Genomic DNA, 19,741 nt, shown 5'->3' on the forward strand with positions numbered 1-19,741 from the left:
GCCTGCCCTAACTGAAGTAACTCTAACCTTAGTTGCCGAACGCGGGTTCTGGGGCCGTGCGCGCCAACTCGGAGGCCACATCGGCGCTGTCCATGCCGGTGACCTCCAGATACAGCTCGGACACCAGTTGGAGACGGTCTGAGCCCGCCTCCCGGCCGACCAGCAGCGCAGCCATCTTCGCGACCGTTCGCGCCGCGAAGACATCGGCGACCATGACGGTCGAGGTGTCCAGCCAGTCCCGGATTCGGGCCACCAGCTGCGTACCCAGCACCGAGTCCCCGCCGAGCGCGAAGAAATCGTCGTCGACTCCGACGCCGGACTGCTTGAGAACGTCCCCGACGATCGCGCACAGGGCCGTTTCCAGCGGACCCGACGGCGCCCGGTAGCCCCTGGTCTCTGGAGCGCCGAGTGCGGCGAGCATCCGGACTGCCGCGGTGCGGTCGGTCTTGCCCCGGGCGTAGGGAATCTCATCGGCGACGAGTAGAACCTGCGGGATCATGTGCGCCGGCACCCACTCGGCCATGGCGTTGGCTATGGTCTGGGCCACCGCTTCCGTATCCAAACCGGGCTGCTCCGTGCGCACCAGCGCACCCAGCAGATCGTGACCGCCCTCGACCGGCACCAGCACGGCGACCGCCGCGTCCACACCGGGAACGCGGCACAACGCGCCCTCGACCTCACCGAGCTCGATGCGGAACCCACTGACCTTGATCCGGTGATCGGCGCGGCCGACGAACTCCAGCGTGCCGTCGGGCCACAACCGCACCAGGTCCCCGGTGCGGTACCACCGACGTCCGTCGTGTTCGACGAACCGTTCGGCGGTCAGGTCGGGACGCCCGCGGTAGCCGCGGGCGATACCGCGCCCGCCGACCCACAGCTCTCCGGGCACCCAGTCGGGGCAGTCCCCGCCCCGCGCGTCGACCACCCGGCAGCAGTTGTTGGCCAGCGGCACGCCGAACGGCACCGAGGTCCAGTGCGGCGGCAGCGCGTCCTCGTCGAATCCGACTTCGAAGATGGTGTTGTGGGTCGCGGTCTCGGTGGCCCCGCCCAGCCCCGCGAAACGCACCTGTGGCGACGCGGCACGCAATGCCCGCACCAGGTCCGGACGCACCCAGTCGCCCCCGGTGGGAACCACCCGCAGCGAGGAAAGCGAACCGCCATCCGTGGCAGTGCCAGATCCGCCGGCGGCGACGAGCATCTCCAGCCAGCCGGTCAGGAAGTGCAGGACGCTCACCCGGTACTCGTCGATCAGCCTGACCCAGACATCCGGATCGCGACGCTGCTCCTCGTCGACGACCACCATCGAGCCACCCGAGCGCAAGGTTCCGTAGACATCGATCACCGACAGGTCGCACTCCAGGTGCGACAGCGCCAGGCACCGATCGGCGGGGCCGATCTCGAAGTGGTCGTTGATGAACTCGATGGTGTTCATCGCCGCGTCATGAGTGATCTCGACGCCCTTGGGCTCACCGGTCGAGCCGGAGGTGAACAACACGTAGGCCAGATCGTCCGGGGTGGTCTCAGCCGGCTCGAAATGTGCCGGGTCACCGATGATCTCGGCGTCGGCAACGGTCAGGTGCGGCAGGTCGGGATGCTCCGACCCCGAACCGCAGATCAGGGCGAAGTCCACCCCACCGGTGTGCAGGATGCGCGCGGCCCGATCGGCGGGCTGATCCACCCCGACCGGCAGGTATGCGGCGCCGACCATCGAGATGGCCAGCAGTGCGACAACCTGTTCGACGCTCTTGGGGCCCAGCACCGCGACTACCTCGCCGTGGCACACCCCACGGGACTGCAGGCCGGCCGCCACGGCCAGCACCCTGTCCCGCAACTCGCCGTAGGTGAGGTCCCCGGCGCTGCAGAACACCGCGGGTGCGTCGGGGGTTGCGGTCGCGTTGGCCAGGAATCCGGAATGCAGTACGTCGCCGCTGGGCGTCGAGGTCGACGCGTTCAACTCGGCCCGCACCCGGCGCTGTTGCTCAGATGCGGCCGGCTGGTCGGGCTCATCCCAGGCCGCGTCGTCGGTGGCGAGCCTGCGCAATTCGTCCAGGTGGTAGGCGAACATGGCCTCGGCCACGCCGGGCCGGAACGCCTCGATCCGGACATCCCAGTTGATCATCAGGCCGTCGGCGATCGGCGTGGCCTGGGCGTCGATGAGCACCTGCGGGCCCTGCGAGATGGTCCACACCGGCGCTCCGAACTGGTCGGTGACATCACCGGCGAACAGATCACCCAGGCCCAGCGCACTGGTGTAGACGATGGTGGCCAGCGTCTGGCTGCCGCGGTGGCGGCTCATGTCGCGCAGCACATCAAGGCCGGATACCGAGGAATGCGCGGCGGTGGCGTGCAGCGTCTCCTGCACCACCCTGGCTCGGGCCGCAGCGGTATCCGCCCCGGTCAGGTCGATGTCGAGCAACAGGGACGAGGTGAAGTCACCGACCAGCTTCTCCACGTCCGGGTGGTACGGCTCCCGGCCGAACATCGGCAGGTTAAGCAGGAACCGCGACTGCGTCGACCAGTGCGCCAGCGCATTGGCATACGAAGCTCCGACCGCCATCGCCGGAGTGATGCCGCGCCGTTGCGCCGCGGCGAACAATGCGTCGCGCGTCGGGACGTCGAGGACTTCCCACAGCCGGATGCTGCGGTGCGGGTTGCGCTGATCGGACAGCGGAACCAGCGGCAGCGCAGGCGGATCCGGTAGATCGGGCACCCGCTCGGCCCACCACTGCTGGTCCTGCTGCGACGGCGGCGGCACCGAGGCGGTCAGCCGGGCGCGGTAGTCGCGGTAGGTGTAGCCCAGACCGGGCAACTCGACGCCGCGGTAGAACGCGGCCAGATCAGCCATGAAGTTGCGATAGCTCACCGCGTCGGCGGCCTGCATGTCCATATCAACATGGAGACGCGTGCGCCCGTCCGGAAGCAGCGACAGGCCGAGCTGGAGCACCTCGTCGTGCAGCATCTGATGGGACTTGGATTCCCTGGTGAGCTCCAATTGTGCTTGTGCCGCAGCCTCATCCAGGTCGCGCAGGTCGTAGACGGCGACCGGCAGCGGCCGGTCACCGATCCGCTGAGTGCCGTCGGGCAGGATCTCGACCCGCAGCATCGGATGACGGGCAGCCAGCTTCTCGGCTGCGATGCTCAGCCGCTGCGGATCGACTCGGACACCGTCGAATTCGACATATAGATGTGCGCCGACGCCGCCGAGCTGCTGATCCTGGTTGCGGCCCACCCAGAAGGCGTGCTGGATGGGGGCCAGCGGAAAGGGTTCGTCTTCCTCACCGACGCCGGCGGTATCCGGGACGGGTAATTCGGCGGGCGCGTCCGGGGAATGCTCGGCGACCAGATCGATCCAGGCGGCGACAGTGGGATTGGCTGCCAGGGCCGCGAATCCGACATTGATGCCCTGCTTACGCCACCGCCCGGACAACGACATCATCCGGATCGAATCGAGCCCGGAGGCGATCAGGTCGGCGTCGGGATCGACAGCATCGGAGCTGACCCCCAGAAGTTCGGCGACCTCGTCGCGGACCGTCTGGGAACTCGTCGCCACCACGCTCACCATCCTCCGAACAATTAGTAAAGGCTGCCCTAACTTAGTGGAGGTTACCCTATATTCGATCTGCCGACAGACCCACCCGACGGGAGCCACAACACCGATGACCACCGGTTTTGACCGTGAGCAGGACGAACTGGCAAACGGATTCACGCCGTTCCCCGAGCACCGCGCCGAGGTATACCGGCAAGCCGGGTACTGGCAGGGCAAAGCACTGGACAGCATCCTGCGCCAGGCTGCCGAACACTGGCCGAACAAGGCAGCCGTCGTCGACTCCACCGGCAGTTACACGTTCGCCGAGCTGGACGCACTCGCCGACCGGATCGGTGCGGCACTGGCCCACCGCGGCATCTCCCCAGGCGACCGCGTCCTGGTGCAGCTGCCGAACTCGCGCGAATTCGCGGTCGCCACTTTCGGTTTGCTTCGCGCGGGGGTGGTCCCGGTGCTGTGCCTGCCCGGGCACCGATCGGCCGAACTGGGCCATTTCGCCGAGGTCAGCGGCGCCGTCGGACTCGTGATCCCCGACGTCATAGCCGGATTCGACTACCGCGAGCTGGCGGCGCAGCTCGCCTCCGAGCACCCGCGGCTGAGTCACATCCTCGTCGACGGCGACCCCGGCACCTTCCAATCCTGGCCCGCCCTCAAGGATTTCGACGATGCGGGACCACCGAGCATCACCGTCGACACCAGCGGTCCCGCCGTGCTGCTGGTGTCCGGCGGGACCACCGGACTGCCCAAGCTCATCCCCCGCACCCATGACGACTACCTCTACAACGCCACGGCGTGTGCCCAGGCCTGCGAAATGGTGCACGACGACGTCTATCTGGCAGTCTTGCCCGCCGGCCACAACTTCCCGTTCGCCTGTCCCGGCCTGCTCGGCTCGATGACGGTCGGGGCGACGACGGTCTACACCGACGACCCCAGTCCCGAATCGGCCTTCGCCCTGATCAACACCCACGGTGTCACCGTGACCGGACTCGTCAATGCCCTCGCCAAGCTGTGGACCCAGGCCTGCGACTGGGAACCGGTGCTGCCCACCTCGTTGCGCGTGGTTCAGGTGGGTGGATCGCGGATGTCCCCCGAGGAAGCCCACTTCATCCACGAGGGCCTGAGCCCCGGACTGCAACAGATCTTCGGAATGGCCGAAGGGATGCTGAATTTCACCCGACCCGGCGATCCGGCGGACGTGGTGGAGAACACCCAGGGCCGGCCGATGTCGCCGTACGACGAGATGCGGGTGGTCGACGAGGACGGCCGGGATGTTGCGCCCGGGCAGGAGGGTGAGCTGCTGGTGCGCGGTCCCTACACACTCAACGGCTACTACCGCGCCGAGGAGGCCAACGCGCGTTCCTTCAGCCCCGACGGCTTCTTCCGCACCGGCGACCGGGTCCGGATCTTCACCGACGGCCCGCGGGCCGGCTACGTCGAGGTGACCGGCCGGATCAAGGACGTCATCCACCGCGGTGGCGAAACGGTGTCGGCCACCGATCTCGAGGATCACCTGCTGACCCACCCCGCGGTCTACGCGGCCGCGGCGGTGCCACTGCCCGACGACTATCTCGGTGAGAAGATCTGTGCCGCGGTGGTTTTCAAGGGCACACCGGTCAGTCTGGTTCAGCTCAACGAGTTCCTCGACCAGCGGGGCGCGTCGGCCCATGCCCGGCCCGATGTGCTGGTCCCGATGCCGACCTTGCCCACCACAGCGGTGGGCAAGGTCGACAAGAAGAAGCTCATCGCCGCGATCATCGGGTGAGGTCTCGCGGCCTGACCCCTGGACCAGCCCGGAACCTGAGGTGAACCGGGCCGGAATGAAAATGCCTCGACCGTCGCACCGCCATGGACAACACTGCCCACATGGCGAGCGAAGTGGTGTTCATCGGCGGACGATCCGGGACCGGCAAGACCAGCACCAGTTTTGAGATGCACGCCATGCTGAGCAACGCGGACGTCTCTCACTGCCTGATCGAAGGCGACTTCCTCGACATGGCTTACCCCGCCCCGCGGGAACACAAGATCGCCGAGCAAAACCTCGCAGCAATGTGGGCAAGATATCGTGCACTGGGCCATCGCCGGTTGATCTACACCAACACCGCCAGCGTGCTACCCGACGTAGTCGAAGATCTCACTACCGCGATGGGTGACAATCCCAAGGTCTTCACAGTCCTACTCACGTGCACAGACACCACGGCCCGAGAACGTCTCGGCGAGCGTGAAATCGGCTCGGCGCTCGACCGCCACCTCGCATCCAGTGCGCGTATGGACATCAAGCTGAGAGCCGGCATCACGGCCGCGACACACCACATCCCCACCGACCATCGCACCGTCTCCGACATCGCCACAGAGATCATCGGCCTGACAGGCTGGCTGAATATCCTGCCTACGCCGTGACCTCACAGTCCACTGCCGGAGCCGGCAGCCACGTCCACCAGGATCCGCACCGTCACCGACGCCATCTTAATGTTTTCATAATTTTCCCTTATCTTTCTTAGAGTTGGGGTACGCTCGGTTCTGGTACGAGGGGCCGATGTCGCATCTGCGCTCGGAACGGAGGGGACCGTGATGGCCGAATCGGGTTCACACGCCGTGGTTTTGGGGGCAGGCATCGCAGGCCTGTTGACCACTCGGGTGTTGTCGGAGTTCTACGGGGCGGTGACTCTGGTCGAACGGGACGCGCTGCCCGATCGCCCGGAACAACGCAAAGGGGTGCCACAGGGACGCCATCTGCACAACTTCCTCAGTCGCGGCACGCAGGTGCTCGGGGAGCTGTTCCCCGGGATCCTGGCCGAACTTGCCGCAGCCGGGGCCGTTGTCGACGACGGCGATGACCTGTCGCGGATATACGTGCACGCCGCGGGTTACGACGTCAAGCCGTCCGGACGGCTGACCGATCCGGGATCACTGGCCGCATATCAGGCCAGCCGCCCCTTCATGGAGTTTCATATTCGCCGGCGCGTTGCCGCGCTGGGCAATGTCACAATCCTCGCCAACCATGAGGTGGTCGGACCGGTGATCGCGGACGACACCGTCAACGGTGCACGAATCATCAACCGCGACACCGGTGTCGCCGCCTCGATAGCTGCGGACGTGGTGATCGACGCGACGGGGCGTGCCGCACGTACCGCGCAGTTCCTGGACAGTTGCGGTTTCGGCTCCGTACCGGAGATGCAGGAACCGTCGGTCGGCGGCTACTCCTGCCAGCTGATGCGCATCCCGCCCGGACGCATCACCGAGCGTATGGCGTTCGTCAACCGAGGCAGCAGGTCACCCGGTTTACTGCTGGTGGCATACGAACACGACACCTGGATGCTGGCGATCACCTGTCCTGATGAGTGTGGGACCGTCACAACTGATTTCGCCGAGATGCTGGAAGCCGCCGAGCAGATGCTGCCCGGCCCGATCATGGCCGGATTACGCGATGCGACGCCCGTCGGGCAGGTCTCGATTTCGCGCAGCACCGCCGCCGCCTGGCGACGCTATGACCGGATGCCGCACCTGCCGGACGGTTTGGTGGTGGTCGGTGACGCGTTGTGCAATCTCAATCCGCTGCACGGACAAGGCATGACGATGGCCGCTCTGCAGGCGCTGGTGCTCCGAGACTGCCTGCGCGCCGGCCACACCGATCTGCCGCGACGCTTCTACCGCCGCGCCGCCGAACAGATCGAACCGGTGTGGACCGCGAACCGGGCCAACGATCGCGCGCCGTCCCCGAGCGCAAAGCGGACCCCTGGTAAACGGTTGCGCGGCTGGGTCCAATTCGCGGCACTGAAGGCCGCGACCAACGACATCGTGGTGGCCGAACGGATCTTTCGGGTCCGCGGCATGATCGATCCACCCGCACGCCTGCAGGATCCAGCCCTGTTCGTGCGGATCCTGCTGTCCAACCTCCGCCACCCGCACCCGAAGCCGTACGCCGACAATGCTTGAGCAGACATATCGCGCGGCCCGCGGCCGGGTAAGCGAACTGGCCGCCACGCTGAACGACGAACAGCGTCTGATGTTCGTACCAGCCACGCCCCGCTGGACAGTGCACGAGTTGCTGGCGCATCTGGTCGGAGGTGCTGCCGACGCAGCCAGTGGGCGGTTGGACGGAGTGACAAGCGACCAGTGGACGGCGCGCCACGTCGAGGAACGCCGGCACAACCCGATTGACGAACTTCTCGCCGAATGGGATCGCGTCGGCCCAGCAGCTGACGCCCTCCTGACAGACGATCAAGCCTTCGGGCCCAACCTGGCCGCGGACGCGATCTGTCACGAGGCAGATCTACGTGAAGCGCTGGGACTTCCTCAGGTGGACCGTGATCACTGGCAGCCGTTCCTGGAGGTGATGATGCTGTACCTCGGAAGACGACTCCGGCACTCCACAACTGTGCTGATTCACGACGAGCGGGGACAGCAATGGAATTGCGGTTCAGGGCAACCGGCCACGCGATTGCAGACCGACGGCTATGAATTGCTTCGCGCCTCCTTCAGCCGCCGCTCCCAGCGCCAGATCGCCGCATGGGAATGGACACCGGACGCCTCCGTGCAGATGATCGAAAGCTTCGGATTCTTCGGCCCACGCAACGACGACCAGCCGATTCCACCGGCCGAGACGCGCCTCTGACTAGCCTCCCGCCCGAACTTCACACTCCACGGCGGGGGCCAGCAGCTCGATGATCCTGGCCGTGACGGCCGCCGCGGTGGGGTGCTCCCACAGCAGGGTCGGCGGCAGCGACAGCCCGGTCTGCTTCTCAAGCTGACGCCGCAGCCGCACCGTCATGATCGAGTCGACGCCCAATTCCACCAACGGCAGGTCGATGTTCACGTCGGCCTCCGCCAGCCCCAATTGGCTTGCCACCGCGGTCAACACGTGGGCGGCCAGCTGCTCGGGGTCGTTCTCCCCCGCGGTGGACGACGACGAGTCGTCGTCGGGTTCCTCCTCGGGCGCCACATCCACCAGGATCGGCACCGCGGCGGCGGCCGGCAGGACCGGCAGCACCACGACATTGGCGGTGTCTTCACGCATCGCCAGATCGAGCGCGCGGATCGCGTCGTCGGCGCCGACCATCCCCATGCCGAGCGCATCGAGCTGGGCCGCCACGAATTCCGATGCCGAGCCCATCCCCAAGCCGCGCCAAGCGGTCCAGGCAACGGCCGTGGTGCGGTCCCCGAGGCCGCGCCGGTGCCGGGCCATCACATCGAGGAAAGCGTTGGCGCAGCCGTAGGCACCCTGGCCGGGAAAGCCTGCCAGATAGCCGCACGAGGAGAACAGCACCATCCAGTCGAGTTGTTCCGGCGGGAAAACCTCATGCAGGACCAGGGTGCCGTGCACCTTGGGATGCATGGCCGCGGCGAACTCGTCGGACGTCGTATTCATCAGCAGCGCACCGGCTTCCACACCCGCGGCATGGATCACTCCGCGCACCGGCGGCAATGGACGCAGCAGATCCCGCAGGGCATCGGCCGATCCGGCCGCCCCGATGTCGACTGCCGCGACAATGACCGACACGCCGCGCTCCTCCAGCGCGGTGACCGCACGGACGGCGGCCGACTGCCCGTTGTCCGCCCAGGCCGAGCGCTCGCCCAGGCCCGACCGCGACAGCAGCACGAGCCGACGGGCACCGAGATCGGCCAGGCGCTGGGCCATCCGCAGGCCCAACACGCCGGTACCACCGGTGATCAGGTAGGTGCCGCCCGGCGTGCACTGCATCGGGGCGGCCTGCGCGGCGGCAGCCGAGCCCGACGCCGCGAGGCGAGCGGCCAGGGTCACGCCGTCGCGGACCACCAAAACACCGTGTCCGGCCAGCGATCCCAGCGCTGCCAACGGCAGGCGTCCGTCGGCCACATCCAGGACACCACCCCACAGCTGCGGATGCTCGGCGGCGGCGACCCGGCCCAGCCCCCACAGCGGCGCGTGGGTCAGGTTGTCTCCCTCGTGGACGCCGACAGTGAGCGCCCACAGCCGCGCGGTCATACCGAGTTGCTGCTGCAACGTCAGCGTCCGGGTCACCAACTCGACGGCGCCCTCGGGTGAGTCATCGTCGCGGGGCAACACCAGCACCACCGCAGAATCTCCGAGTTCTGCTGGTAAAGAACCGAATTCAACGATCGACTCCAGCTCTGCGGGATCTTCGACAGCACGGTAGGGCACCCCGGCGACGCTCAGGTCATCGACCGCGGATTCCAGCCGGTCGACGTCGCCACCGACCAACACCACCCCACTGGGCGCCCGTTCGTCGCGGGCCGACACCGGATGCCAGGCCACCCGGTGCACAATCCGGTGCGCGTCCGCGGCCGACCATTCGCGCCCCGGATTCTCCAGTTCCTCGAAGGCCATCCCGCCGATCGACAACAGGACCGATCCGGATTCATCGGCGATCACCACATCGGTGGTGGTGGTGCCGGGCCTGCGCCGCACCGACAGCATCGCGGTGGCCGGCGGCGCGGCGTGCACCTGCACCCGTTCGATGCGGGCAGGCATGCGCAGTCGCGGCGGCCCGCCGAAGCTCGTCGAGGCGGCCGAGGTCGCCGCGTCCAGCAGCGACGCCCACGTGCCGGGCTGCGCGCCGTCCGACTCGGAACTCACGCGTGCCAACAGTTCACCGTCGCCGCGGCGCAGATCCTCGATGTCCCAATCGAATCCCATGGCCGCGACGCCGAGTTCGGCGAGAGTGTCGATCACGTGCCGCGGCTCCAACTGCTCGGGGCAGCGTGCCCGGGCCGCAGCCAGGTCGATGGACAGGTCGACGCTCTCGTCAACCTCGTCAACGGCGACCACCGCATTGCTGTGCGTCAGCCATCCGCCGACCTGGTCCTCGGCGGCATCCGCCAACCGAGAGGCCAGGGTCAACTCACGGTCCTGCAGCACCACCTGAACATCACGCGCGCGCGCCGGGGCCACCGGCGTGCGCAGACGCACCTCTGTCAGCCCGGCGCCGGAAGCCGATGCGGCGCCCGCGCCGGAAGCCGATGCGGCGCCCGCGCCGGCCGCCGCCAGGAAGGTGTTCAACAGCACAGCGGCAGGGACGATTTCGGTGCCCTGCACCGGGTGGTCCCCCGGGTAGGGCCGGGTGTCGAAGTCCAGCCGGGTCTGCCACATCCGGGTGGCGACGGTGCCGGCCACCTCGGTGCGTCCGCCCAGCAACGTGTGACTGGTGGTGTCATGCACCGCGCTCCCGCCGGACGCTGCGGTGGGTACCCGCCAGAATCGGCGGTGCTGCCACTGGGTGACGGGCAGGTCGGCGTCCCACGGATCAGACTCGGCGACACCATGTTCGACGTCGGCGCCGTGGCAGTACAGGGTGGCGATCGCAGTGGTGACTGCCGAAGACTCAGGAGTGTTACGGCGCAGCAGCGGGATGACGGCATGCTCGTCCATACCCAGGTGCAGCAGGGTTTCGACGATGGAGTGCGATACCACCGGATGTGCGGACACTTCGAGGAACAGCCGGTGTCCGTCCTCGGCTGCCGCCGTGACGGCCTCGGCGAACCGGACCTGCCCGCGCAGGTTGTGCACCCAGTAAGCGGCGTCTCGCGGCGCGGTCGAACGCGGATCGGCCAATGCGGTGGTGTAGAGCGGGATCGCCGCATCGCGCGGCGGACGAAGGCCGGCGACATTCTCGGCCAGCGCGCCGGTCAGGTCGTCCATGGCGGGGCTGTGGAATGCCACGTCGGTATTTACTCGGCGCACCACGACGCCCTGCTCGGCCCAGGCTTCGCACACCTCCTCGACCGCTTCGGTGCGGCCCGAGATGACGCAGGATTCCGCCGATGCACTGATGGCCGCCACCACATCGGTGCGGCCGCCCAGCCGCTGCTGAGCCTGCTCGAACGGCAGTCGCACCAAAGCCATGGCGCCGCAACCCATCACGGCCCGGAAGCCGCGGGCCCGATAGCACGCCACCGCGGCACCCTGGCGCAGGTCGAACACCCCGGACACCACGCAGGCCGCGACCTCACCGACCGAGTGCCCGATCACCGCGGCGGGCCGCACTCCCCGCTCCCGCATTACCGCGGCCAGTCCCACCTGCATCGCGAAGGTCAATGCCTGGATCCGGTCGGTGCCGCCGAGGTCTTCGCCGCTCAGGGCGGCACGGGCGGAGAACCCGAGTTCGGGCCCGAACACCTCGTCGACCTCGTCGATCACACGGGCGAAAGTTGTTTCGGTGGTGAGCAACTCACGGCCCATGCCGGCCCATTGCGAGCCATGTCCGGAGAACACCCATACCGCGTCCCGGCCCTGACCGCCCGGCACCGCCCCGGTGACCAGACCGCCCCCGGATTCACCTCGGGCCAACGCGTCGAGGCCGGCGATCAACTCATGCCGGTGCTCGGCGACGACCGCGGCCCGGACCGGTTCGTGAGTACGCCGGCCCCACAAGGCGGCAGCCACCGGCACCACGCCCTGGTGCCCGGCCCGCAGGTGGTCGGCCAGCACTTCGGCCTGGCGGGCCAGCCGGGGTCCCGAACGGGCCGAGAGCGGGACGGTCAACGGACCGGAAAGACTGCGCTCCAACGGATCCGAAGGCGGGGCCTCTTCGAGCAGGACGTGCGCGATGGTGCCGCCGTAGCCGTAGCTGCACACCGCCGCCTGACGTGGGGTGTCGGTGCGAGCCCATGGCTCGACCTCGGTGGGCACCCGGAGCCCGCTGTTGGCCCAGTCGACCGCACCGGTGAGTTGGCGCAGCCCCGCCGTGGGCGGGATCGCCTCGTGGTGCAGCGCCAGGACCGTCTTGATCAGGCCCATCACACCGGCGCCGCCTTCGAGGTGGCCGATGTTGGGTTTGACCGACCCGATGCGGCACCGGTCCTGATCGGCACGCCCAACGCCGTACACCTCGGCGAGAGCGCCGACCTCGGTGGGATCGCCTGTGGGAGTTCCGGTTCCGTGTGCCTCGATGTACCCGATGCCGGCCGGGTCGACCCCCGACATCCGGCACGCGAGCCGGAACATGTCTGCCTGGGCGGCACCGTTGGGAGACATGATGCCTACGGTGCGGCCGTCCTGCGCGGTGGCACCGCCGCGCACCACGGCCAGAATGCGGTCACCGTCGCGCTGGGCGTCCGCAAGTCGCTTGAGCACGACGACGCCCGCACCCTCACCGCGCCCGTAACCGTCGGCGGCAGCGTCGAAGGTCTTGCAACGACCATCGGGGGCGGTAGCCCCGGCCTCGTCCAGCACCCGGGTGAGGCCCGGACCGATCAACGCGCTGACCCCTCCGGCCAGCGCCAGCGACGTCTCGCCGGCCCGCAGCATCTGGCACGCCTGGTGTACCGCGACCAGCGAGGCCGCACACGCGGCGTCCAGCGCCACGCTCGGGCCGCGGAGATCGAGCAGGTGCGAAACCCGGTTGGCGATACCGCACAGCGAGGTTCCGATCCCGGTCCAGGCATCGATCCCGGGCAGGTCCTCCATGATCAACTTGCCGTAGTCGTCGGAGTTGACGCCCATCAGCACGGCGGTGTCACTGCCGGCGAGCGACCGCGGCGACACCCCGGCGTGTTCGAGCGCCTCCCAGCTGACCTCGAGCGCCATCCGCTGCTGGGGGTCCATCACCTCGGCTTCGCGCGGCGAGACACCGAAGAACTCAGCGTCGAAGCCGGCCAGATCGTCGAGGAAGGTCCCTAGCCGGGTGACCTCCCGCAGGATGGCCGCGTTGCGTGGGTCGCGTCGCAGGTAGGGCTCCCAGCGCTCGTCGGGAACCTCGGTGACGTGACTGCGGCCCTCGAGCAGGAAATTCCAGAAGTCCGCCGGCGTCGCGACGTCGCCTGCGACGCGGCAACCGATGCCGATCACCGCGACGGGTTCCGGAGCCCTGGTGCCGGTGTCGGCCGGTCGGGCGGTCGGATGCTGGCCGTTCTGTGTCGCACTCATCCTCAGCGAGCACCCCCGCTGGCGAACCAAGAGTGGCTAGCCTTGCCTAAGTTTTGGTGCGACATGCGCACCATGCTCGCATAGCGGCGCAAGGCATTGGGAAGTCCGCGCGCCCCGGTCGTCCTCAGGTGAGCAACGTCACGCGCGGCTCCACCGCGCTCGACCGGCCGGTTATCCGAGCAGGGTGCGCACCACTCCGTCGGCGAGCAACCTGCCCCGGTCACTGAGCATCAGCCGGTCCCCCTGGACCACCACCAACTCGCCGGCGACCACCTCGGGAACGCGAGAACGCTCGGCGTCGGTGAGATCGCTCAGCGCCAGGCCACTGCGCAGCCGCAGCCGCAGCATCACGTCCTCGACGTGCCGGTCGGGTGCACCGAGCACCTCGAAGTCCGCGATCGGCAACCTCTCATCCGCCAGCGCTTGCGCATAAGCGTTGGGGTGCTTGATATTCCACCACCGGGTGGCACCCAGGAAACCGTGCGCGCCCGGCCCGGCGCCCCACCACTCGCCACCGTCCCAGTAGCCGAGGTTGTGCCGGCACTCCCCGCCGTCGGTGCTCCAGTTCGACACCTCGTACCAGTGCAGGCCCGCCGCCGACAGCCGGCCGTCGAGCAGTTCGTAGCGCTGCGCGAGCACGTCGTCGTCGGGCCGGGTGATCTCTCCGCGGCGCACCCGGCGAGCCAGGGCCGTGCCGTCCTCGACGATCAGCGAGTACGCGGACACGTGGTCGACGCCGCCACCGAGCGCCACGTCGATCGAGCGCCGCAGATCGTCATCGGTCTCCCCCGGCGTGCCGTAGATCAGATCGATGTTGACGTGCTCGAAACCCGCAGCCCTGGCCTCCAACGCCGCGGCGGGGGCGCGACCTGGGGAGTGCGTGCGGTCCAGCACCGCCAGCACCTGCGGCGCTGCCGACTGCATGCCGAGAGAGATCCGGGTGTAGCCGGCCTCACGCAGCGTCGTGAACATCTCCGGAGAGGTGGATTCCGGATTGGCCTCGGTGGTCACCTCGGCGTCGACGGCCAGTTCGAAGTTGTCCCGAACGGCACCCAGCACCGCGGCCAGGCCTTGGCCGCCGAGGAGCGAGGGCGTGCCGCCACCGACGAACACCGTCTGCACCGGCACGGAACCGACCGTGGCGGCGGCGAGGGCCAGCTCGACGCGCAGCGCTTCCAGCCAGCCGTCGGGGTTGGCACCCCCCAGCTCGGCCGGCGTATACGTGTTGAAGTCGCAATATCCGCACCGGGTCGCACAGAACGGCACGTGGATGTAGATGCCGAATGCGCGCCCGGGCACGCGGGCCAACCGGGGTTGGCTGGCGGGCGCGGTGCGGGTGCTCATGGTTTTATTTTCCCAGACTGTCCAGCGACGACTTTTGCTCACCCTGAACGCAAATATGGCCCGGTTAGGGCAGGTGGCGACAATCGTGGCAGAATGACGGGCGTGACTGCCGCCCACAACAGCACCACCCGCATTGCGCTGGTGGCTCGTCGGCATGTCGATTTCAAGCGCGTATGTAGCTGTTGCTGTCTGCCCTAATCATGCGTTGATTTCGGAACCCGCCCGCCCCATAGTTTCAGCTGGCACCGGATCTGCGCCGCCGGACAGCCACCGGTGATGTGCGCGGTCTATATGCCAGCTCCTTTCGCCAAGGAGCACAACAGTGACAACCCCTGAGGCCCCCGCCAAGGCCGACCGGCCCGCCAAACGCCCCCGCGACGAAGGCCAGTGGGCGCTGGGCGGCCGCGACCCGCTGAACCACAACGAGCAGTTCAAGCAGGAAGACGACGCACTCAACGTGCGGGACCGCATCCTCAATGTCTATTCGCGGGACGGCTTTGCCAGCATCGCCAAGGACGACCTGCGCGGCCGGTTCCGGTGGATGGGCCTGTACACCCAGCGCACCGAGGGCTACGACGGCACCTTCACCGGTGACGACAACGCCGACCTGCTCGAGGCCGAGTACTTCATGATGCGGGTGCGCACCGATGGCAAGGCGCTGTCGGCCCAGGCAGTCCGCACCCTCGGACAGATCTCGATCGACTTCGCGCGCGACAGCGCCGACATCACCGACCGGGAGAACCTGCAGTACCACTGGCTGCGCATCGAGGACATCCCCGAGGTCTGGCGCCGACTCGACGAGGTCGGCCTGCAGACCATGGAGGCCTGCGGCGACTGCCCGCGCGGCATGCTCGGGTCTCCGTTGGCCGGCGATTCGCTGGTCGAGGTGCTGGACCCGACTTCGGCGCTGAAGGAGATCGAGCAGCGCTACATCGGCAGCCCGGAGTTCTCCAACCTGCCCCGTAAGTTCAAGACCGCCATCTCCGGCTTGCAGGATGTCGCGCACGAGATCAACGACGTCTCGTTCATCGGGGTCAACCACCCTGAGCACGGACCCGGCCTGGATCTGTGGGTCGGCGGCGGCCTGTCGACCAACCCGATGCTGGCCCAGCGCGTCGGCGTGTGGGTACCGCTGGACGAGGTCGCCGAGGTGTGGGCGGGCGTCGTCGGGATCTTCCGCGACTACGGGTACCGCCGACTGCGCTCGAAGGCGCGGCTGAAGTTCCTGATCAAGGACTGGGGCGTAGAGAAGTTTCGCGAAATTCTCGAAACCGAATACCTCAAGCGGCCCCTCCACGACGGCCCGGCGCCCGAACAGGTGCCGCACACCGTCGACCACGTCGGCGTGCAGAAGATCCGCAACGGCCTCAATGCCGTTGGCGTCTCGGCGATCGCCGGGCGGGTTTCGGGCACGATCCTGACCAAGGTCGCCGATCTGATGGAAGAGGCCGGCGCGGACCGCGCCCGCCTGACCGCCTATCAGAAGCTGATCATCCTCGACGTGCCCGACGACAAGCTGGACGCCTTGCGCGCCGGCCTGGACGCGCTCGGCCTGCAGTCGCAGCCGTCGCACTGGCGTCAGAACCTGATGGCCTGCACCGGCATCGAGTACTGCAAGCTGAGCTTCGCCGACACCCGTGTACGGGCCCAGACGCTGGTGCCCGAGCTTGAGGCACGGCTGGGTGACCTCAACGCCGAGCTGGACGTGCCGGTCACCGTCAACATCAACGGCTGCCCGAACTCCTGCGCCCGCATCCAGATCGCCGACATCGGCTTCAAGGGCCAGATGGTCGACGACGGCGACGGCCCCGAGGAGGGCTTCCAGGTGCACCTGGGCGGCAGCCTCGGCCTGGACAGCGGTTTCGGACGCAAGCTGCGTCAGCACAAGGTCCTGGCCACCGAGCTCGGCGACTACATCGAGCGGATCGTCCGCAATTTCGTGAAACAACGCGAGAGCGGCGAGCGTTTCGCCCAGTGGGCCGTACGTGCCGACGAAGACGACTTGAGGTGACCACATTGACTGAGGCGGAACTGATCGAGCTGGCCGAGCGCGGTGCGGCCGAGCTGGCCGACGCCGGCGCGGACGAGCTGCTGCGCTGGACCGACAAGCATTTCGGCGGCAACTACGTCGTGGCGTCCAACATGCAGGACGCCGTTCTGGTGGAGATGGCGGCCAAGGTGCGCCCCGGTGTCGACGTGCTGTTCCTGGACACCGGATACCACTTCGCCGAGACCATCGGCACCCGTGACGCAGTCGAGCAGGTGTACGGCGTGAACGTGGTCAACGTCCACCCCGAGAACTCGGTGGCCCAGCAGGACGAGCTGCACGGCAAGGACCTGTTCGCCCGCGACGCCGCCGCCTGCTGCCGCATGCGCAAGGTCGAGCCGCTGGGCAAGGCTCTGGCGGGCTACACCGCCTGGGTCACCGGCATCCGCCGGGTGGAGGCGCCGACTCGCGCCAACGCCCCGCTGATCAGCTGGGATGCCGCCTTCGGCCTGGTGAAGATCAACCCGATCGCGGCCTGGTCCGACGACCAGATGCAGGCCTACATCGAGGCCAACGACATCCTGGTCAATCCCCTGATCCACGAGGGCTACCCGTCCATCGGATGCGCACCGTGCACGAGCAAGCCGGCCGAGGGCGCCGATCCGCGCAGCGGCCGGTGGGCCGGCCAGACCAAGACGGAGTGCGGGCTGCACGCCTCGTGAGGTATCTGTGACCCTCGTTCTCACCGCACACGGCAGCGCGGACCCGCGTTCGTCGGCGAATGCGCACGCCATCGGCGGCCATCTGCGCCGCCTGCTGCCTGACACCGAGGTGCGGGTCGCGTTCTGCGAGCAGAACGCACCCAACCTCAGCGACGTGCTGCCTGCTGTCGAGCCGGGCGCCGTGGTGGTGCCGCTGCTGCTGGGTAGCGCCTACCACGCCCGGATCGACATTCCCGAGCTCATCGCGCGCTCGGACGCCGAGGTGACCCAGGCCGACGTGCTCGGTGAAGACCCTCGCCTGCTGCAGGTGGTGCGGGAGCGGCTGACCGCGGTGGGAGTTTCTCGATTCGATGCCGACCTCGGCGTGATCCTCGTCGGAGTGGGCTCGTCGCATCCCACCGCCAACGCGCGTACGGCTGCTCTGGCCGACGTTCTCGCCGAGGGCACCCGCTGGGCCGGCACAGAGGTGGCGTTCGCCACAGGTCAGACTCCGTCCCTTCCGGAGTCCGTCGAGCGGTTACGCCGGCGCGGCGCCCGTCGCCTGGTCATCGCCCCCTGGTTCCTGGCGCACGGTCGCATCACCGATAGGGTCGCTGAATTTGCTTGTGCCACAGGCATTCCGATGGCCGAACCACTCGGCCCGCACCGCTTGGTGGCGGCCACGGTGCTGGATCGCTACGAAGAGGCGCTGGCCGCGCGCAGCGCCGGCTTCGCCGCCTGACCCCCTCCGCCTCCAGATCGATCGCGCCCCCGGACGTCCACCGGGGGCGCCTTCGTCAGCTTGACTCCTATACCCCAAGGGGTATATTTGGCTTTATTGGTATACCCCCCTAGGTATACAAACCGCCCACCGAGGAGTCGAACAATGAAGTTCATCCAGTACTACCTGGACTGTCTGTCGCACGCGTCATACCTGATCGGCGATGAGTCATCCGGGCGCGCCGTCGTCGTCGACCCGCAGCGCGATGTCTCCGAGTACGTCGCCGATGCCGAGAAGTTCGGCATGCAGATCACGCACGTGATCGAGACCCACTTCCACGCCGACTTCCTGTCCGGCCACCTCGAGCTGGCCGAGGCCACCGGTGCCGCGATCGTGTACTCCTCGGTCGCCAAGCCGGAGTTCGATCACATGGGAGTCGAAGACGGCCAACGTATTTCACTCGGCGAGGTGGTGCTGGAGTTCCGCCACACCCCCGGCCACACCCCGGAATCGATGAGCATCGTGGTCTACGAGCACGCCGATGACGCGGTGCCCTACGGCGTTCTGACCGGCGACACCTTGTTCATCGGTGATGTCGGCCGACCGGACCTACTGGCCTCGATCGGCTTCACCCGCGAGGAACTGGCCGACAAGCTCTACCACTCGCTGCACGAGAAGCTGTTGCCGCTGCCCGATGCCACCCGGGTCTTCCCGGCACACGGCGCAGGTTCGGCCTGTGGCAAGAACCTGTCCACCGAGCTGTCGTCCACCATGGGTGAGCAGAAGCAGACCAACTACGCGCTGCGCGCGCCGGACAAGCAGTCCTTCTTCGAATTGGTCACCGCAGGCCAGCCGCCCGCCCCGGGATACTTCGTCTACGACGCAATCCTCAACCGAAAGGACCGCGCGTTGCTGGACGAGGAGGCGACGCCGGAGGCACTGGACTTCCGTCAGGCCAGCGAGGCCGTGGCCAACGGGGCCATGTTGATCGACGGCCGCAGCCCCGAGGATTTCGCGCTGGGCCATCTGCGCAACGCGATCAACATCGGCCTGGCCGGGCGCTACGCCGAGTTCGCCGGCTCGGTGGTCAAGCCCGACGCCGACATCGTGCTGGTCACCGACCCGGGCGAAGAACGCGAAGGCAAGAACCGGCTCGCCCGCATCGGATTCGACCGGGTGTTGGGTTACCTCGACAATCCGGAGCGGACGATGTTCGAGCACTCCGACGATGTGACGGTCGCCTCACGGTTGACCGCCACCGCTTTCAGTGAGCGGGCCGCAACGGTCGCGGACGTGCAGATCGTCGACGTGCGCAATCCCGGTGAGACCGAGGCGGGCATGATCCCGGGCGCAGTCAACATTCCGGTGGGCCAACTGCCGGACCGGACCGGCGAATTGGATCCCACCCGCCCGACCGTGGTCTACTGCGCCGGCGGCTACCGCTCATCGGTGGCGGCCAGCCTGCTGCGCCAGCGCGGCTTCAACGATGTCAGCGACATCCTGGGCGGCTACGGAGCCTGGGCGGACAGCACCCACGCCGCCTGAAACTGCACAAGCCCAAACCGTCTGAGAGACAGGAGTA

Annotated in this window: 12 protein-coding genes; 9 read left to right on the forward strand and 3 right to left on the reverse strand. The window is 67.9% G+C overall.

Going from position 1 to position 19,741, the window contains the following annotated elements; translation table 11 throughout:
• Positions 1–28: 28 nt before the first annotated feature.
• Positions 29–3,562 carry an amino acid adenylation domain-containing protein gene (locus AB0I14_RS17910; protein ID WP_358024033.1) on the reverse strand — a complete coding sequence of 1,178 codons (3,534 nt, stop codon included), beginning with the start codon at positions 3,560–3,562 and terminating at the stop codon, positions 29–31.
• A 94-nt stretch (positions 3,563–3,656) separates the two neighbouring features.
• Here AB0I14_RS17910 and AB0I14_RS17915 point away from each other — a divergent pair, with 94 nt between their 5' ends.
• The 4 genes from AB0I14_RS17915 (at position 3,657) to AB0I14_RS17930 (ending at position 8,156) form a co-directional block, all read left to right on the forward strand.
• Complete coding sequence (locus AB0I14_RS17915; protein WP_358024036.1) at positions 3,657–5,306, forward strand: AMP-binding protein; 1,650 nt, start codon at positions 3,657–3,659, stop codon at positions 5,304–5,306.
• 101 nt (positions 5,307–5,407) lie between these two features.
• Positions 5,408–5,941 carry an ATPase gene (locus AB0I14_RS17920; protein ID WP_358024039.1) on the forward strand — a complete coding sequence of 178 codons (534 nt, stop codon included), beginning with the start codon at positions 5,408–5,410 and terminating at the stop codon, positions 5,939–5,941.
• A 171-nt stretch (positions 5,942–6,112) separates the two neighbouring features.
• On the forward strand, positions 6,113–7,477 hold the full coding sequence (locus tag AB0I14_RS17925; protein WP_358024042.1) for an FAD-dependent oxidoreductase: 1,365 nt from the start codon (positions 6,113–6,115) through the stop codon (positions 7,475–7,477).
• On the forward strand, positions 7,470–8,156 hold the full coding sequence (locus AB0I14_RS17930; RefSeq protein ID WP_358024045.1) for a maleylpyruvate isomerase family mycothiol-dependent enzyme: 687 nt from the start codon (positions 7,470–7,472) through the stop codon (positions 8,154–8,156). The genes AB0I14_RS17925 and AB0I14_RS17930 overlap by 8 nt, the downstream gene beginning before the upstream one ends.
• Here the strand turns inward: AB0I14_RS17930 and AB0I14_RS17935 are convergent, their stop codons facing one another.
• Both AB0I14_RS17935 and hemW read right to left on the reverse strand, forming a co-directional pair.
• Complete coding sequence (locus tag AB0I14_RS17935; protein ID WP_358024048.1) at positions 8,157–13,406, reverse strand: type I polyketide synthase; 5,250 nt, start codon at positions 13,404–13,406, stop codon at positions 8,157–8,159.
• A gap of 171 nt (positions 13,407–13,577) precedes the next feature.
• Complete coding sequence (gene hemW / locus AB0I14_RS17940) at positions 13,578–14,750, reverse strand: radical SAM family heme chaperone HemW (protein WP_358024051.1); 1,173 nt, start codon at positions 14,748–14,750, stop codon at positions 13,578–13,580.
• 93 nt (positions 14,751–14,843) lie between these two features.
• Here hemW and AB0I14_RS17945 point away from each other — a divergent pair, with 93 nt between their 5' ends.
• The 5 genes from AB0I14_RS17945 (at position 14,844) to AB0I14_RS17965 (ending at position 19,704) form a co-directional block, all read left to right on the forward strand.
• A complete protein-coding gene (locus AB0I14_RS17945) occupies positions 14,844–14,948 on the forward strand; it encodes an Ms4527A family Cys-rich leader peptide (RefSeq protein WP_358024054.1) in 105 nt (34 codons plus the stop codon).
• Between the two features lie 124 nt (positions 14,949–15,072).
• The gene (locus AB0I14_RS17950) at positions 15,073–16,761 is read left to right on the forward strand and encodes a nitrite/sulfite reductase (RefSeq protein WP_358024057.1); all 1,689 of its coding nucleotides are present in this window, start codon (positions 15,073–15,075) and stop codon (positions 16,759–16,761) included.
• Positions 16,758–17,459: a phosphoadenylyl-sulfate reductase gene (locus AB0I14_RS17955; protein WP_358024060.1), complete on the forward strand. Its 702-nt coding sequence runs from the start codon at positions 16,758–16,760 to the stop codon at positions 17,457–17,459. The genes AB0I14_RS17950 and AB0I14_RS17955 overlap by 4 nt, the downstream gene beginning before the upstream one ends.
• A 7-nt stretch (positions 17,460–17,466) precedes the next feature.
• Positions 17,467–18,180 (forward strand): sirohydrochlorin chelatase, encoded by a 714-nt coding sequence (locus AB0I14_RS17960; protein WP_358024062.1) that lies wholly within the window; start codon positions 17,467–17,469, stop codon positions 18,178–18,180.
• A gap of 144 nt (positions 18,181–18,324) precedes the next feature.
• On the forward strand, positions 18,325–19,704 hold the full coding sequence (locus tag AB0I14_RS17965; protein ID WP_358024066.1) for an MBL fold metallo-hydrolase: 1,380 nt from the start codon (positions 18,325–18,327) through the stop codon (positions 19,702–19,704).
• The last annotated feature ends 37 nt before the right edge of the window (positions 19,705–19,741 follow it).

It is taken from the genome of Mycobacterium sp. NPDC050441 (assembly GCF_040655355.1).
Lineage (GTDB): Bacteria > Actinomycetota > Actinomycetes > Mycobacteriales > Mycobacteriaceae > Mycobacterium.

Bases quoted from the DNA above. Each gene is read 5' to 3' on its own strand.
- AB0I14_RS17965 (WP_358024066.1), top strand. From the start codon at position 18,325: ATGAAGTTCATCCAGTACTACCTGGACTGTCTGTCGCACGCGTCATAC.
- AB0I14_RS17945 (WP_358024054.1), top strand. From the start codon at position 14,844: ATGACGGGCGTGACTGCCGCCCACAACAGCACCACCCGCATTGCGCTG.
- AB0I14_RS17910 (WP_358024033.1), bottom strand. From the start codon at position 3,562: ATGGTGAGCGTGGTGGCGACGAGTTCCCAGACGGTCCGCGACGAGGTC.
- AB0I14_RS17925 (WP_358024042.1), top strand. From the start codon at position 6,113: ATGGCCGAATCGGGTTCACACGCCGTGGTTTTGGGGGCAGGCATCGCA.
- AB0I14_RS17920 (WP_358024039.1), top strand. From the start codon at position 5,408: ATGGCGAGCGAAGTGGTGTTCATCGGCGGACGATCCGGGACCGGCAAG.
- AB0I14_RS17930 (WP_358024045.1), top strand. From the start codon at position 7,470: ATGCTTGAGCAGACATATCGCGCGGCCCGCGGCCGGGTAAGCGAACTG.
- hemW (WP_358024051.1), bottom strand. From the start codon at position 14,750: ATGAGCACCCGCACCGCGCCCGCCAGCCAACCCCGGTTGGCCCGCGTG.
- AB0I14_RS17935 (WP_358024048.1), bottom strand. From the start codon at position 13,406: ATGAGTGCGACACAGAACGGCCAGCATCCGACCGCCCGACCGGCCGAC.
- AB0I14_RS17915 (WP_358024036.1), top strand. From the start codon at position 3,657: ATGACCACCGGTTTTGACCGTGAGCAGGACGAACTGGCAAACGGATTC.